At 48.8% G+C, this 15,635-nt stretch carries 15 protein-coding genes; 8 read left to right on the forward strand and 7 right to left on the reverse strand.

Annotated features, from left to right (window positions below):
- Positions 1-6: 6 nt before the first annotated feature.
- The 6 genes from LLH06_RS17765 (at position 7) to LLH06_RS17790 (ending at position 6,073) form a co-directional block, all read left to right on the forward strand.
- Positions 7-876 (forward strand): rhomboid family protein, encoded by an 870-nt coding sequence (locus tag LLH06_RS17765; RefSeq protein WP_228170630.1) that lies wholly within the window; start codon positions 7-9, stop codon positions 874-876.
- Positions 833-1,984, forward strand: coding sequence for an endonuclease/exonuclease/phosphatase family protein (locus LLH06_RS17770; RefSeq protein ID WP_228170631.1), 1,152 nt, complete (start codon positions 833-835; stop codon positions 1,982-1,984). The genes LLH06_RS17765 and LLH06_RS17770 overlap by 44 nt, the downstream gene beginning before the upstream one ends.
- 43 nt (positions 1,985-2,027) lie before the next feature.
- Entirely contained in the window at positions 2,028-3,488 is a 1,461-nt protein-coding gene (cysS, locus tag LLH06_RS17775; protein WP_228170632.1) for a cysteine--tRNA ligase, read from the forward strand.
- Positions 3,489-3,645: 157 nt separating this feature from the next.
- Complete coding sequence (locus LLH06_RS17780; protein WP_228170633.1) at positions 3,646-4,515, forward strand: hypothetical protein; 870 nt, start codon at positions 3,646-3,648, stop codon at positions 4,513-4,515.
- A 140-nt stretch (positions 4,516-4,655) separates the two neighbouring features.
- Positions 4,656-5,513, forward strand: a complete 858-nt coding sequence (locus LLH06_RS17785; protein ID WP_228170634.1) for a chromate resistance protein ChrB domain-containing protein — start codon at positions 4,656-4,658, stop codon at positions 5,511-5,513.
- Positions 5,514-5,560: 47 nt separating this feature from the next.
- Positions 5,561-6,073: a hypothetical protein gene (locus LLH06_RS17790; RefSeq protein WP_228170635.1), complete on the forward strand. Its 513-nt coding sequence runs from the start codon at positions 5,561-5,563 to the stop codon at positions 6,071-6,073.
- Between the two features lie 67 nt (positions 6,074-6,140).
- Here LLH06_RS17790 and LLH06_RS17795 read toward each other — a convergent pair whose 3' ends face one another.
- Together LLH06_RS17795 and LLH06_RS17800 are read right to left on the reverse strand one after the other, a co-directional pair.
- Positions 6,141-6,854, reverse strand: coding sequence for a peroxiredoxin family protein (locus LLH06_RS17795; protein WP_228170636.1), 714 nt, complete (start codon positions 6,852-6,854; stop codon positions 6,141-6,143).
- Between the two features lie 61 nt (positions 6,855-6,915).
- Positions 6,916-8,067, reverse strand: coding sequence for a TlpA disulfide reductase family protein (locus LLH06_RS17800; RefSeq protein ID WP_228170637.1), 1,152 nt, complete (start codon positions 8,065-8,067; stop codon positions 6,916-6,918).
- A gap of 265 nt (positions 8,068-8,332) precedes the next feature.
- On the opposite strand from LLH06_RS17800, the gene LLH06_RS17805 reads away from it, so the two are divergent.
- Positions 8,333-9,400: a branched-chain amino acid aminotransferase gene (locus LLH06_RS17805; RefSeq protein ID WP_228170638.1), complete on the forward strand. Its 1,068-nt coding sequence runs from the start codon at positions 8,333-8,335 to the stop codon at positions 9,398-9,400.
- A gap of 96 nt (positions 9,401-9,496) precedes the next feature.
- Here LLH06_RS17805 and LLH06_RS17810 read toward each other — a convergent pair whose 3' ends face one another.
- From LLH06_RS17810 to LLH06_RS17820, 3 genes are all read right to left on the reverse strand, one after another.
- Positions 9,497-9,991, reverse strand: coding sequence for a universal stress protein (locus tag LLH06_RS17810; RefSeq protein ID WP_228170639.1), 495 nt, complete (start codon positions 9,989-9,991; stop codon positions 9,497-9,499).
- A gap of 187 nt (positions 9,992-10,178) precedes the next feature.
- Positions 10,179-11,471 (reverse strand): HAD-IB family phosphatase, encoded by a 1,293-nt coding sequence (locus LLH06_RS17815; protein WP_228170640.1) that lies wholly within the window; start codon positions 11,469-11,471, stop codon positions 10,179-10,181.
- 66 nt (positions 11,472-11,537) lie between these two features.
- Entirely contained in the window at positions 11,538-12,887 is a 1,350-nt protein-coding gene (locus tag LLH06_RS17820) for a sigma-54-dependent transcriptional regulator (RefSeq protein WP_228170641.1), read from the reverse strand.
- Positions 12,888-13,003: 116 nt separating this feature from the next.
- On the opposite strand from LLH06_RS17820, the gene LLH06_RS17825 reads away from it, so the two are divergent.
- A complete protein-coding gene (locus tag LLH06_RS17825) occupies positions 13,004-13,450 on the forward strand; it encodes a GNAT family N-acetyltransferase (RefSeq protein WP_228170642.1) in 447 nt (148 codons plus the stop codon).
- A gap of 2 nt (positions 13,451-13,452) precedes the next feature.
- Here LLH06_RS17825 and LLH06_RS17830 read toward each other — a convergent pair whose 3' ends face one another.
- Complete coding sequence (locus tag LLH06_RS17830) at positions 13,453-14,055, reverse strand: LutC/YkgG family protein (protein ID WP_228170643.1); 603 nt, start codon at positions 14,053-14,055, stop codon at positions 13,453-13,455.
- A gap of 140 nt (positions 14,056-14,195) precedes the next feature.
- The gene (locus LLH06_RS17835; RefSeq protein WP_228170644.1) at positions 14,196-15,569 is read right to left on the reverse strand and encodes a lactate utilization protein B; all 1,374 of its coding nucleotides are present in this window, start codon (positions 15,567-15,569) and stop codon (positions 14,196-14,198) included.
- Between the last annotated feature and the right edge of the window lie 66 nt (positions 15,570-15,635).

Raw genomic sequence — 15,635 nt, forward strand, 5'->3', positions numbered from 1 at the left:
CGTGCAATGAACTCGCTTTGGCAGGATATACGTTACAAAATGCAGGCATCGGGGAGCCGCATCACCATGCTTATTGGCATTAACGTACTCATATTTTTACTCATCAACATACCGGCCACCTTCCTGTGGCTGATGATGAAGAACGATATCCTGAACGAGTTCAAGTACGAATACCTTGCCCTCCCGGCCTCACTACCCCGTTTAGCCACCCACTTTTGGACACCGATCACCTACATGTTCATGCATGATGGGGTGTTCCACATCCTGTTCAACATGCTATGGCTGTACTGGATGGGGCAAATGTTCGAAGAATACCTGGGCAACAAACGCTTGGTGAGCCTATACATTATGGGCGGCTTGGCAGGTGCACTTTTCTTTGTGCTGGCCTATAACCTGCTACCGGTATTCGCTGGCAGCTTGGCAGGAGCCTCAGTAGTAGGCGCTTCGGCCAGTGTAACGGCTGTGGTTATCGCTACAGCTACCCTATTGCCTGACAATACGATCTATATGATGTTCATTGGTCCGGTCAAACTTAAGTGGCTGGCGGCCTTTTTTGTATTGATCGACTTTTTGAGCATAGCCGGGCCTAACGCCGGTGGCGAGATCGCTCACCTGGGCGGTGCGCTGATGGGTTTCATCTACATTAAGCAACTGAACCGCGGCCATGACTGGAGCCGCTCGGTAGATAAGATCTTCAGCCAGCGGCCAAAGGTCAAGATCGTATCACAGAACCGCTCGTATCAACAACAGCCTACATCTGCTCCCCGTCAGGAAGAGATCGATCATATCCTGGATAAAATATCGCAAAGTGGTTATGATAGCCTGAATAAGCATGAAAAAGATGTATTGTTCAGGGCAAGTAAGAATGGTGGCTAAGAAGAAGAAAAAAAGGACCAACCTTTTTGACAGAATATCTTTGTGGCTGACCATTGGGTTCGGCCTTGCTTTGTTGGTCAGCTACCTTTCTCCCATTACCGATCCGCGCAAATTTTGGCCGGTGGCCTTTTTTGGCCTGGCCTACCCACTGCTGTTGCTTGCCAACTTTTTGATACTGGTATACTGGATGCTGCGCTGGCATCGCTTTGTATGGATACCCGCTCTGAGCATCTTAGTAGGATGGAATACCTTGTGCAATAATATCGGTTTCCGGGCTTCATCAAAGGGCGCTATCGCTAACGCCAATACGGTGCAAGTGATGACGTACAACTGCCATAATTTTAAACCTTTTGGCGGAGAGAACGACCCGGCCACGCGTCACGCCATGTTGCAAATGATCGCTAAAAGTTCGCCTGATGTGATCGGTTTGCAGGAGTTCTTTACCCGACGTAAAGGCAAGTACGCCATGAAGGACTCCATGGCCAAGCTCATGGGTACTGATCATCATTACTTCGAATCATTTAACCTGAATACCTCGCAAGATCTGATCGGTTTGGCCATTTTTTCCAAATATCCAATCATGGGTACAGGCAAGATCATCCTGTCTGACGAGAACAATGGCAACCAGTGCATCTACGCTGATATCAAAAAAGGCGGGCATATCTTCCGGTATTACTGTATCCATTTACAATCCATCCGTTTTGTACAGGAAGATTACAGCTACCTGAGCCGGGTGTCAGAAGATGGCAAGCCAGATATGACCTCATCGCGCCGTATAGGTGGCAAACTCAAACGCGCATTCATGAAACGGGCCGAGCAGGTATACAAGATCAGGGAGCATGCCAACCAGAGCCCCTACCCTTACATTATTGCGGGCGACTTTAATGATACGCCATCATCCTTTGCGGTGAACCGGATGGCCAAGGGATTGAAAAATGCCTTTCGTGAAAAAGGTTCGGGGTTCGCACGCACGTATAATGGCAGCTTCCCTAACTACCAGATCGATTATGTGATGGCCAGCCCAGGCCTGGGCGTTGCCGATTATCACATCATACCCGAAAAGCTATCTGACCATTATCCGGTCACCAGCACACTTCTATTCAAGTGATGTTGCGATAAGCCGTTATTTCAAAAAATCGTAAGTTTGCCCTATGCAACAAACTGTATTTGTTTACAATACTTTAACCCGTACTAAAGAAGAATTCGTTCCGCTTGATGCGCCTTATGTAGGCATGTATGTTTGCGGTCCCACTGTATATAGCGATGCCCACCTGGGTAACGCACGCACTTATATCTCTTTCGATCTGATCTTTCGTTATCTAACTCATTTAGGTTACAAGGTGCGCTACGTGCGCAACATCACCGATGCCGGCCACCTTGAAGGAGATGCCGATACAGGTGAAGACAAGATCTCGAAAAAGGCCAAGCTATCAAAGCTGGAGCCGATGGAGATCGTACAGCGCTATAGCATCGGTTTTCACGATGTGATGCGCGAGTTCAACGTTCTGCCACCAAGTATCGAGCCTACCGCCACAGGCCACATCATCGAGCAGATCGAGCTGGTGAAGATCATGCTCGAGAGAGGCTTTGCTTATGAGGTAGATGGTTCCGTATATTTCGATGTGGAGAAATACAACGCCACGCAAGATTACGGCATATTGAGCGGTCGTCATCTCGAGGACCTGTTGAACAATACTCGCACGCTGGGTGGTCAGGATGAGAAACGCGGCAAGCTGGACTTTGCCCTCTGGATCAAAGCCAAACCTGAGCACCTGATGAAATGGCCTTCGCCATGGAGCGTAGGTTTCCCGGGCTGGCATTTGGAGTGCTCGGCTATGAGCCACAAGTATCTGGGTGAACAATTTGACATCCACGGTGGTGGTTTGGACCTCATCCCTACCCATCATACTAATGAGGTAGCGCAAAACATGGCCTGCTATGGTAAGAACCCGGCAAAGTACTGGGTACATACCAACATGCTGACCGTGAACGGGCAAAAAATGTCAAAATCATTAGGCAACAGCTTTTTACCTCACGAATTGTTCAGCGGTAACAATAACATCCTGAACAAAGGGTACAGCCCGATGACCGTACGCTTCTTTATGTTGCAGGCGCACTACCGCAGCACGCTCGATTTTAGTAATGATGCGATGGAAGCTTCAGAAAAAGGCTTTAAGCGCCTGATGAATGCTTACACCTTGCTTGATGGCTTGAAAGCGACCGCTGATAATGAAGTAAGCATCCAACCTTTAAAGGACCGTTGCTACCAGGCCTTGAACGATGATTTCAACAGTCCGGTGCTGATCGCTGAGCTTTTTGAGGCTTCACGCATCATCAACTCGGTACATGATGGCAAGATGAAGATCAATGAAGCTGAACTGGGATCGCTAAAAGACCTGATGCACACCTTTGTGAGCGGCATCTTGGGACTCAAGAACGAACAGGCCGGCACAGACGAGTTACCGGTAGTGATGGACCTGATCGTGAACCTGCGCAGCGAAGCCAAGACCAACCGCGACTATGCCACCTCAGACAAGATACGCGATGGTTTGCAAAAGATAGGCTTCCAGCTGAAAGACAGCAAGGAAGGCACGACCTGGAGCAAGATCTGATGATCAGCGTACCGGCCGCTCCTATCTGGTCTTTTTATTGATAAGCTTGGCTAACAATATTTTTAAGTTATTTGAGTTACTCTAATAGTCATACTTGCTTGATAGTACATGCTTTTGAAAATTTGTGTACTATTGCCCCTTCGATCTAAATATGAAAATGAATAAAGTTCTGCTGACCGTGGCTGCATTAAGCTGCTACGCCGTTACAGCCGTAGCGCAAAAGAGCGCCACCGTACAAACCGTAGTTACCGCCGAAGAAGATTTTGTTAAACTGGCCGCGCGCAAAGGCATCAAAGAGGCCTTTTTAGCGGTAGCCGACCCAGAAGGCATCGTATTCAAACCTGATGCGGTAAAGATCACCGACTTTTACGGAAAAATAGATAAGCAACCAGGCACCCTGACCTGGACCCCTAAGTTGGCCCGTATATCGGCCAATGGAGACCTGGCCTTCACTGCTGGCCCATACGTTTACCAGAACGGCAAGACCGAGGATGACAAGGTTTACGGTGATTACGTTTCCATCTGGAGGCTTGATCAGGCCACCAATAAACTGAAGTTGCTACTTGATGCAGGCATACAACACCCGCAAAGCGATAAAGGGCAACTACTGGATGTGAAAGAGCCTGTATCAGAACAGCGCGTAGCGCCAAGCAAAGACCCTTTCAATCCTAAAAAGATCATCATCGATAATGATCAGCAATTTAACCAAGGGTTAAAGATATCGGCACTGGGAACTTATAAAGAGTTCTTTTTACCCGAAGGTCATTATTACTTCCCTGGCTTTGAACCGATGGCCGGTATCGACAAGACCATGAAATTTGTTGCTAACCAAGCCGTTAGTGTTACCGCACAAACGATCGATGCCGGTCGTGCCTCCAGTAACGATCTGGCCTACAGCTACGGCCGTGCGCGCATCACCAAAGGCAACATCGTAGGTAACTACAATTACGTACGCATTTGGGAGATGGATGCCAAACATCGTTGGAACGTACTGGTCGAGATATTCTCAGCTATAGAGAACGAATAGTTATATAGCGCAAGCATAACTACAAAAAGCTACCCCAACAGGTGGCTTTTGTCGTTTTAAGGCGGCTCATTAGCTGCTGGCTGCCTGCATTTTTGGCCTCCACCGCTATTACCATTGTTCACATTTTATAGATTTGGGTAATGAAATGGATCACCCGCGAAAGGCCTAAGATCGACCGCATAGCTTGCCCATGGTTGATCAAACGATTTATCGATCCAACGGCCGAGATCATATACGCACCCTATGACCAGGTACTTGCGATGGCCGCAGCACTCGATGCCACCCCTTTTGATATACCTGGCGTAGAGTACACTCATCATGAGGATCAGTGCACCTTTGACCATTTCATTAAAAAGCACCAATTAAAAGACGAGGCGCTTGATCGTATGGCCGCTATAGTACGCGGTGCTGATACCGACCGGCATGACCTTGCGCCACAAGCCGCAGGGCTTGAGGCCATCTTTTCGGGCCTTGCGTATAACCTAAAAGATGATCAGGAGCTGCTGGAGTTGGGAATGGTCATATACGATGGCCTCTACACCTGGGCACAACGTCTGTACAAGCTTAAACACGTGCAGGGAAACCCGGCCGAACAGCTGCTGTTGGAAGTATACCATCGATACCTCAAAGAACAGCCCGGCAAGAAGATCCCGGCATGGGCAAAGGCGCTCAAAGAGATTATACAAGACCAGTTGGATACCAATATGACCTTGAGCCTGCAACAGGTATCCAAAGAGCTGGAGATCAACCCTGCCTATCTTTCGCGCGAGTTCTCTAAACACTTTGATGACCTCAGCTTTGGCGAATACATGCGTAAGCTCCGTATAGATAAAGCGATACAATTAATGGAGCAGGACCGGTACAGCCTCACCGAGATCGCCTACCTGACAGGCTTTTCAGACCAAAGCCACTTTAACCGCACTTTCAAAAAACTGACAGGTAATAGTCCGCTGATCTTTAAAAGAAATTTACTGCAAGGTAAAAAGGATACAAAATAGTTAATAGCGTTCTATTTTGCCGGTGATACCGGGGCTAACATTGCCCTATGAATATATTTCGCTATCTAACCTTTACTTTGTTGCTGTTCGCCTTCATGGCATCAGCACAGGACCGCCCTGCTGCACCTACCTATCCTAAGATCGCCGGGTATGTGGGCATCTTACACCCTTTGTTCACTTTCAGCAGCGCTGGTACCGACAAGAACTTTGATCACCATTATGTTGTGGGCATGCCCGTAGGCATCAACATCTGGAAGTCGTCGACCATTGGGTTCTCGGCCGAATTCGTACCCACTATACGGGCCGAGAACGGGACAAGTAAGATGAGCAATTTCCTGTTCCATCCCGGCGTATTGGTGGCACTGGGCAAGGGCTACACTTTTGCTGGCCGGGCCGCATTTGAAACATCAGGCCGGTATGGCGTGACACCGGTATTGAATAAGATCGTGATCAGGGGCAAAAGCAGTAGTATGTTCGCAGCCGTACCCTTACCGTTACGCTTCGGTAACGACAGACCGACCTCCTTTACCATAGGCTTTCAATTTGGCATCGCATTTTAGAAGGAGCTACGCGGTCAATAAGGATAAACGGCAGGATAAGCGAATAACTATCAGCAAGAAGTGGCCATCATGGTGTGGCCGTATGTATAGCGACCAGCTCGCTTATCTTTTTATCCAATACCGGTATCGGCAAGTTTTTAGCAGTGATGTGGCCATCGGCACTGACCAGGAAATACTGTGGGATAGCGTAGACACCATATGCTTTCACCGCAGCGCTTTGCCAGCCTTTGAGGTCCGACAGTTGCATCCACGTCATCTGATCACTTTTGGCAGCGTTTACCCATGCCTGCCGTGCACCGGGGCGGTCAAGTGATATACTAACGATCGTGAAACCTTTAGCTGCATGTTTATTGTAAAGCTTGCGTAGTTGTGGGGTAAGCTTCCGGCAAGGCACACACCAAGATGCCCAAATATCGAGTAAGAACGGTTTACCCCTTAGGTCCGACAGCTTGACCGGCCGGCCAGACATGTCGGGCAGCTCCAGATCAGGCAACAACATGCCGACCGACATGTTCCTGGCCGCTTCGATACGGCTTGCGATTTTAAGGCCTTTTTCTGAACGTTTAAGCGCATCAGGCAAACTATTATATATCGGCATCACGGTCTCATAGTCTTCGGTATAAAGCAGGTTCTTTACCCGAACCAGATTTATTTCAGACGAGGGCTGTGCCCGGATGGATGCCTTGCAACGAGCTACGGCGTTGCTATCCAATACTTGCCCTAAGCCTATGGCAGGGATGAACATATAACCTATGGCGAAAGTAAACAGGTATCTGATCATTATTTATAGGTATAAAAAAAGCATTGAAATTCAATGTTTTTTTTCAAATGGGTGTATAGCGTTATTCTGCTTTTACCTTCTCAGCTTTTAGCACCTGGGCTAATTTGGCATCCAGGGCATCACCACGCAAGTTCTTGGCTACCACTTTGCCGTTCGGGTCTAGCAAAAAGTTCTGCGGAATGGCTTGTACGCCCCAAGCCTGGGCTACTTCGTTCTCCCAAAATTTGAGGTCAGATACGTGGGTCCAGGTCAGGCCGTCCTTCTTGATGGCAGCGATCCATTTGTCTTTAGCACCCGGGCGGTCCAGTGAAACGCCCAACACGGTAAAATTTCGGTCCTTGTATTTGTTAAAGGTGCGCACCACGTTAGGGTTCTCCTGGCGGCAAGGGCCGCACCATGATGCCCAAAGATCAACTAATACATATTTGCCTTTAAATGATGACAGCTTCACCATATTGCCTGCAGTATCTGCCATGGCAAAATCAGGCACGGTAGCACCCAAAGCAACGTTCTTCATGCCGTTTAACTGTTTACCTAATGCCGCACCATTAGCGCTAGCTTTCAACTCAGGCGACAAGCTAGCGTAAAGCGGGGCCAGTTCAGCATAATCAGCACTGTAGGCCAAATTGCGTATCTGGTTAAGGCTGATCACCGATGCAGGATATTTTTTGATGAACTTACGGCTTGCATCGGCCATCAGATCATCAGCTTTAAGGTCCATGACATCCATCCATTTCTTGTATGCTTCGGTCTCCTTTTCAGCAGCGCTGGCCGCCTTACGTTTGGCGGTCATCTGATCATAGATGTCGCCCACCGGCTTGATCAGCGTTTTGTAGGCTTCCTGTTCGATGTTGGTCTTGGTGCCACCCAACACGGCCGTACGTGCAGAATCGACCTTATTAGTTACCGTGATGGTACCTGGTTCTAAGTAGATCTGCTGAAAATCACGTGCGGTCATTAACGATGTACCGGCTTTGTTAAGGTACAGGCCTGCCATAGTAGCGGCCTTGACAGAATCGCCGGCAAAGGCGAACTCGCCGTTCTTAAGTACTGCCGAATCAACGTGAGCTTTACCGTTCAAGCCGTAACGCAAATAGACCTTTGCGGGCGCGTTAAGTGTGCCCAACTTACCTTTAAGCGTGAAGTGGCCATCAGTTTGTGCCATTACCACAGCTGGCAAAGCGGCCAACGCGGTCAACAATATCTTTTTCATGTATTGAATTTTTTGAAGTGAGTGAATAAGTTCAAGTAATGCGGGCAAGCGATCAGGCTCACACCGCTATTCACAAATCTAACATAAACGTGCATAATTGTACTATCTCCCATTAATTTTACAATTGCGTATCGCTCACTACTGTTCCAGCGTTTTTATTATATGTTCACCATGAGGGTAAGTACTTTAGCTATTTGAACTTGAATTGGCCTTATTGGGCAAAAAACCTTAAATTGCCTGCCTTACATTTTAAATACATCGAGCCATGACCACCGAAACGCTTGACATCAAAATAACCCGTAACCCAAATTCACGCCTGGAAAGTACCGATTTTAGCAAGCTTGTTTTTGGACACACTTTTACCGACCACATGCTGGTGGCCGACTATGCAGACGGCGAATGGAAGAACTTTGAGATACTTCCGTACGGGCCGATCGCGTTGAGCCCTGCCATTTCCTCGTTACATTACGGACAAGCATTTTTTGAAGGCTTAAAAGCATACAAACAGGCCGACGGCCAGATATCGATCTTTAGGCCAGACAAGAACGCGGCCCGCTTTAACAAGTCGGCCAAGCGCTTGTGTGCACCTGAGTTACCGGTAGACCTTTTTATCCAAAGCTGCGCCGCCTTAGTGGATATCGATCGTGGTTGGGTACCTGACAGCGACGGGCACTCGCTATATCTGCGTCCGTTCATGTTCGCTACCGACCCTTATTTGGGTGTGGTGCCATCAAGCACTTATAAGTTCATCGTACTGGCTTGCCCTGTAGGCCCTTACTTTACCAAACCTTTGCGTGTTAAATTTGAGACCGAGTTCACCCGTGCGGCCGAAGGCGGTTTTGGTTTTGCCAAGGCAGCAGGTAACTATGCTGGCGCTATGCTGCCTACCCGTAAAGCACTTGAGGAAGGTTTTGACCAACTGATCTGGACCGACTCGAAAGAGCATCAATATGCGGAAGAATTAGGCGCCGCCAACGTAATGTTCCTGATCGATGGTAAACTGGTGACCCCAATGACCCGCGACACCATTTTGGATGGCGTTACCCGTGACACGGTGATCACGCTGGCTAAAGACGAGGGCATTGAGGTTGAGGAACGCCGTGTATCTATAGCCGAGATATTAGAAGCTGCCCGCAACGGTAAGCTGACCGACGCCTTTGGTGCAGGTACAGCAGCTACCATTGCTCCTATCGGCGCTTTCCACCATGATGGTGAAGAATACACTTTGAGTGACCCGGCCAGCCGCGAGTTCTCTAACAAGTTACTGAACACCCTGAACGATATCCGTTACGGCCGCGTTGCCGATACGCATGGTTGGAACCACCTGGTTTAAACATGACTGTCAGATATAACAGAAAAGGCGCTTCATAGATGAAGCGCCTTTTCTGTTATAGTGGTTTTGGCAATGATCGATCCGAAACAAGGTCGATCATTCACCTTCCTTCTCTTCTTCATGGAATGGCACTACCCAAACCGGTATCGGCGAGTGTCTTACCACTTCTTCGGCTACGCTGCCCATCAACAATCGGTCAAAACCGCTACGGCGATGCGTCCCGATCACGATCACATCTGCTCCAAATTGTGCAGCACAATTAACGATGCCATCGGCACTGGCGCCGTAATCGGTAAATTGAGTGATCTGCTCATCACCTGTTTTGTATTTGGCTACAATGCGTTCTAACAACGTATTGGCGGCTTTGTCCTGGGTGTTGATCAACTCCGGGTCGGCCATGGCTCCAGCTCCCTCAAAAGGTAGCCCGAAGGTGGTATCGGTCATCGGTGTAACAGCGGCTGGGATGGGCTCTATAATGGTCACTATACCAATAGCTGCGCCGAATTTACGGCCCAGTTCAAAACCATATTGTGCAGCGTGATCGGCATATTTGCTATCATCTATCCCGATCAGTATCTTATTGATGTTCATATTCGTCAAGGTTCAACGGTGTATGAGTATAACAGTTGAGCATTGATTTGTTTTTAGTGGAGAGATAAGAGCGAGTAAGATAGACGCAAGAGTCAAGAGCTAAGAACCAAGATGGATATTGTATAAAACGCAAAAGAGCCAGGAACAATATTATTGTCTCCTGGCTCTTTCCTCTTAGTTCTATTTCTTAGTACAACAGCCTGAACTTGATGGTATGCTCTATCGCCTTTAGCTCGCTCAACACCTGCTCATCATAACCGCTATTCACATCGGTGATCACGTAGCCAATCTGGCTATTGGTGACCAGGAACTCACCCACGATGTTGATATTATGACGGGCGAACACTTCGTTGATCTGGGCCAATATACCCGGAACGTTCTTGTGGATGTGGATCAACCGGTGAGCGTTATTCACACGTGGTGGTTGCAGATCAGGGAAGTTGCAACTGGTATGCGTTTTACCCTCGTTCATAAACGATATCACCCGTTTAGGTATGAAATCGCCATTGCGCGGGTTGTGCTTAGGATCATCAAATATGATGATGCCGTTCTCGCACGCAGCCTCGATCAGCTTGCGGTTGGCCACCTTGCCAAAACAACCGATCACCTTTAAGCGGCCGGCATTATGCAATTGCTCTGCCGTTGGCTGGTGATCTTCATCGCACAACAGTACGCCAGCCTCCTGTAAGTAGCTTTCTTTGATCTCGTCGTGGTGACGGATGTTATATCCTTCCTTCTGCATCTGGGTAATGGCCTCTTCATCTATCTTACCCACCACTAAACATTTGATGCGGTTCTTGGGATATGATATGGCCCTTGGCAAACGGTTGATGTAAAGGAACTCATCCAAACTTGGCGTAACATGGTCGGCCTTTTCCACTACCGACTGCCGCGCGATGTTCTCGGTAAAGGCGAAGAACTTTTTGATCAGGCCAGATTCCTTTAACTGGAAGTCGGAGTAACCATCACCGATACCGTATATGTCGCCTTGCAGGTCCAGCTCTTTCAATAGTTTTACCTTACCACCTTCCTGCGACAGTGGATTCAGACGGTCATAACCAATAATGTTACCTTCGGCATCGAACACGAAGGTGTTAGCGTAGATATTCTCTTTGCGGATATGATACTCGGTCACTACCGGCGTAATGAACTCCTTAAAACCGCCAGAAACGATCAGTACCTCTTCAGGATGTTGCTTAAAGAAAACGTTATTGCGCGAGAACGACGGAGAGACCTTTTTACGGAGATGCTTGATCAGCAGCTCCAGATGGCTGCGGTTGGCGCTTAAAAGTTTGATGCGACCCTCCAGGCTATCCGCAAAGGAAAGCTTACCTTCCATGGCTAGGTTGGTCAAACCTTCTATCTGTTCATATATCTTTTCCCGGTCAGGGTGATCTTTCAGGCTGATGCGCGCCAGTTCGTCGAGTGCTTCGACCTGTGTGAACGTGCTATCGAAGTCAATGATGTAATATTGCCCCATGTTGGCGGCAAATATAGTTCTTTTAAACCTATGCTAAACCAAATTTATAAAGGCGACATTCTGGTATCAAGCCGTTATGCGGTATTCGTCGAGCTTGCGGTAGAGAGTGGTGAGGCCAATGCCCAATAGCCGTGCGGTCTCCGTTTTATTACCACGGGTATGAGCCAATACTTTGAGGATGTGCTGTTTCTCTACGCTTTCCAGGTCGAATGAATTGACCTCGGCACCTCCACCATACATGAACTCCGGCGGCAGCAGGTCGGCGTCTACCGCATCCCCATCGGCCAGGATAACCACGCGCTCCATCACGTTCTTTAGCTCGCGTATGTTACCTTTCCATTGATGACCGGCCAACGCTGCCAAGAACTGCGGTGTAGGCTTCAAACCATTACGACCTACCTTTGCGGCAAAATCTTTAAGGTAAAACTTGGCTAACAACTCAATATCGCCCTTACGCTCGTTGAGCGATGGCAACTGAATGGTGAACACAGACAAGCGGTAATAAAGATCGGACCGAAACGTACCCTGATCGGCCTCCTTTTGCAGATCACGGTTGGTAGCGGCCAATATGCGCACACTCACCCGGGTGGTTTGGGTGTCGCCAACTTTGATGAAGGTCTTGCTTTCCAGCACACGCAGTAATTTAGCCTGTAATTCGAGGCTCAGTTCACCTATCTCATCCAGGAAGACCGTTCCGTGGTTAGCTTCTTCTAATAGCCCCTTCTTATCTTTCAACGCGCCGGTGAAGGCGCCAGCCTTGTAACCGAACAACTCGCTCTCGAGTAATTCGGGGGTAAAGCTACTGCAATTGATGGCCACAAAAGGCATCTGCCTGCGCTGGCTTTCATGATGAATGGCCGACGCGAATACCTCCTTACCCGTACCCGTTTGGCCAAGCAGGAGGACGGTGGTATCGGTCGCTGCCACTTTACGAGCCAGGTTAATGGCATCGGTGATCAGTTTTGAGTTGCCGATGATGCTGCCAAAACTGTGTTTACTGCTTACCTTCTTTTCCTGCTCGAATGAGCGCAGCTGCTGCTCAGCTTTTTCCACTGCCTTGTTGATCAGCGGTATGATCTTGTCGTTGTCGTCGCCTTTGGTGATGTAGTTGAATGCCCCGTTCTGTATGGCCTTTACCCCATCGGCAATGGTGCCGTAAGCGGTCAGGTTGATCACCTCAACGTAGGGCTTTTTCTCCTTGATGGTACGCACCAGGTCAACGCCGTTCACGTCAGGTAATTTAACGTCACTTAATACCACCAGCACATCATTTTGGGCTAGTAATTTGAGCCCTTCCTTGCCGGTAGCGGCCTGTAACACCTTGAATCCCTCTAAACCGATAATGCGCGACAGGAGTCCGCTTAATTTGGTCTCATCATCGATAATGAGGATAGTTGCTGGTGTTTTGTGTGGCATTTGCGTACAAATGTAGCATTATGTTGACGATTATCGATGAACCCCAACAACCGCCGGTGCTGACAAATTTTTTGACCTAAATGTAACATAGAGGTTACTTTCACCGTCTATATAGGATGAATACGCTTGCAACATCCGTAAACATATTATTCAAGCCCATCACCGAAGAAGAGCTTTTACAAGCCTTTGTGTTGATGCAACAGCTGCGTGAAGATATTACCCTTGAAGATTTCCTGTTCGTACATAGCAAGGCCAAACAGTGCAACCAATACACGCTGATCGGTGCTTATGATGAAGAAGAATTAGTTGCCCTGATGGGTTACCGCATACTGTACGACTATGTACACGGCAAGCATTTATACATTGACGACCTGGTAGTATCATACAAACACCGCGGACAGGGATTTGGCGCCCAAATGCTTACTTATGCTGAGGCTAATGCGGCAAAGCTATTGTGCAACGGTGTGCGCCTATCCACAGGTGTATCCAATACCGAAGGCATACGCTTTTACGAGCGCGAAGGCTGGCAATTGAAAGCCTATACTTACAAGAAAGGCTTTTGAGCTTATTCCATAATGAAGACGGTCATGCTGCGGGGCCCATGGGCTCCCAGCACTAATGACTGCTCGATATCGGCTGTTTTGGATGGACCAGCGATAAACGTACCGAAGCCATATTTTCCATCAGCGATGCGGATGTAGGCGCGGTGCATGGTATCAATGATCTGATCGGCACTGATCACGGCCGCTAAATGCTGGCATATAAAGGGAACGGCACGGTGTCCAAGCAGTTCTTCGGTCACCCATACCGAACCATTTTCGGCCACCCCAAAGTGAGCGCCTATCACGGCCAATTCCACATCGGCCAGTTGGTGGGCTTCGGGGTTTACTTCATATACTGAGCCTGTACTGGTGATATCCACCAAATCGGGCAAAAGGCTGATCACCCGCTGAGTGCGGCCATCATACTTTTCGGCCAGTATGGCCTTGATATCCTCATAGCTTTTTACACGGTGAGCCTTGCCACCAATGTTGCCTAATACCGTCTCGTATTGAGCGATCGGGTCATCATACGCGATCTGTTCAAAAGGTGCGATATCTGGTATCGGCATCTCTTCTTTGATCTTGTTCTGGCCTACGGCGGCCAATATCTTTTCTCTGCTGCTCATGAGTGGTTGAGTGAGTGGTGAATGGTGAATGGTGATTAGTTGAGTGAGTTATTCTCCCCTGACTTCCGGCATTCTTGCACTCTATCTTTTTGTGACCTTATCTCTTGGTTCTTAGCTCTGGCTTCTTGTCTCTTGCCCTACTACTTCCTGTTCTTTGCGTACCATTCGCCGAACGACTCTTTAGGGGCCGATGGCATGTCGCGTTCTTTGTACCAGGGGTTCAGTTTGTTGCTCACGGCAAATGGTGCATATTTGATGGTCAACCTGCCCATTTTACCGGCAGCGTGATACATAGTGGGAGATGCGAGCGTCTTGGCCATCACCTGCATGGCGATCTTTTTTCCTGTTGGGGCATAGCCTTCTTTCACCAGTACCTGGCGCCATTTGTACAACTGATCATGGATGTCGATCTTGACCGGGCATACGTTACTGCATGATCCGCACAGGGTCGATGCAAAGGGCAGGTCGGCATATTTCTTCATGTCCAAGTTAGGCGCCAATATTGACCCTATCGGTCCGGCAACTGCGGTATGGTAACTGTGTCCTCCGCTGCGACGGTATACCGGGCAGGTGTTCATACAAGCCCCGCAACGGATACACTTCAAAGAGTTACGGAAATCCTCACGACCTAACTGCACGCTACGGCCATTATCTACCAATACGATGTGCATCTCCTGACCTGCCCTTGGTTTAGCAAAGTGGCTGCTGTAAGTGGTTTGTGGCTGACCTGTAGCACTGCGCGTTAACAGACGCAGAAAAACGCCTAAATGCTCGCGCTTAGGGATCAGTTTCTCGATACCCATACAGGCAATGTGCACTTTGGCTAAGTGGGCGCCCATATCGGCGTTACCCTCATTGGTACACACCACAAATTCGCCTGTTTCGGCCACGGCAAAGTTAACACCGGTAAGGGCCACTTTGCGGGTCAGGAAGGTCTCACGTAAACTACCACGGGCGGTCTCGGTCAGGAACTGAGGATCGGCCATGTTGCTCGGGGTACCCAAGTGCATGTGGAACAGGTCGCCTATTTCCTCTTTCTTCTTATGGATACACGGCAGTACGATGTGGCTTGGCGGTTCGCCGGCCAGTTGAACGATGCGCTCACCAAGATCCGAGTCAATAACTTCGATGCCGTGGGTGGCCAGGTATTCGTTCAGGTGGCACTCCTCAGTGAGCATACTTTTGCTTTTCACCATTTGGGTAACACCCTGCTCGGCGATCAGCTTATGCACGATCTCGTTATGTTCTTTGGCATCGGCCGCCCAGTGCACGGTCACGCCGTTGGCTTTGGCTGCAGCCTCGAACTCCATGAGGTAAGTATCCATATTGCCCAGCACATTGAATTTGATCTTTGATGCGGTCTCCCTCAATGCTTCCCATTCGGGTAGCTGGTGTACTATCTTGTCGCGTTTGGCACGGATCCACCAAAGGGTCTCGTCGTGCCAGTTAACACGGTCCTCGTCCTTGTTGAATATCCCGGCCAGTTCGGCGTGGTCTTTTGTTCCTGTGTTCATGAGTAGTTCATGGTTAATGGTTCATAGTTAATGGCAACCCGATGGTGGGCGCATGGTCCGTAGTTC

Origin of the sequence: Mucilaginibacter daejeonensis, from assembly GCF_020783335.1 — a bacterium.
In the GTDB taxonomy this organism is placed as follows: Bacteria; Bacteroidota; Bacteroidia; order Sphingobacteriales; family Sphingobacteriaceae; genus Mucilaginibacter; species Mucilaginibacter daejeonensis.

Coding starts and splice junctions, on each gene's coding strand:
- LLH06_RS17780 (WP_228170633.1), top strand. CDS start 3,646: ATGAATAAAGTTCTGCTGACCGTGGCTGCATTAAGCTGCTACGCCGTT.
- LLH06_RS17830 (WP_228170643.1), bottom strand. CDS start 14,055: ATGAGCAGCAGAGAAAAGATATTGGCCGCCGTAGGCCAGAACAAGATC.
- LLH06_RS17790 (WP_228170635.1), top strand. CDS start 5,561: ATGAATATATTTCGCTATCTAACCTTTACTTTGTTGCTGTTCGCCTTC.
- LLH06_RS17815 (WP_228170640.1), bottom strand. CDS start 11,471: ATGGGGCAATATTACATCATTGACTTCGATAGCACGTTCACACAGGTC.
- LLH06_RS17835 (WP_228170644.1), bottom strand. CDS start 15,569: ATGAACACAGGAACAAAAGACCACGCCGAACTGGCCGGGATATTCAAC.
- LLH06_RS17785 (WP_228170634.1), top strand. CDS start 4,656: ATGAAATGGATCACCCGCGAAAGGCCTAAGATCGACCGCATAGCTTGC.
- LLH06_RS17800 (WP_228170637.1), bottom strand. CDS start 8,067: ATGAAAAAGATATTGTTGACCGCGTTGGCCGCTTTGCCAGCTGTGGTA.
- LLH06_RS17825 (WP_228170642.1), top strand. CDS start 13,004: ATGAATACGCTTGCAACATCCGTAAACATATTATTCAAGCCCATCACC.
- LLH06_RS17810 (WP_228170639.1), bottom strand. CDS start 9,991: ATGAACATCAATAAGATACTGATCGGGATAGATGATAGCAAATATGCC.
- LLH06_RS17795 (WP_228170636.1), bottom strand. CDS start 6,854: ATGATCAGATACCTGTTTACTTTCGCCATAGGTTATATGTTCATCCCT.
- LLH06_RS17770 (WP_228170631.1), top strand. CDS start 833: ATGAAAAAGATGTATTGTTCAGGGCAAGTAAGAATGGTGGCTAAGAAG.
- LLH06_RS17820 (WP_228170641.1), bottom strand. CDS start 12,887: ATGCCACACAAAACACCAGCAACTATCCTCATTATCGATGATGAGACC.
- LLH06_RS17765 (WP_228170630.1), top strand. CDS start 7: ATGAACTCGCTTTGGCAGGATATACGTTACAAAATGCAGGCATCGGGG.
- cysS (WP_228170632.1), top strand. CDS start 2,028: ATGCAACAAACTGTATTTGTTTACAATACTTTAACCCGTACTAAAGAA.
- LLH06_RS17805 (WP_228170638.1), top strand. CDS start 8,333: ATGACCACCGAAACGCTTGACATCAAAATAACCCGTAACCCAAATTCA.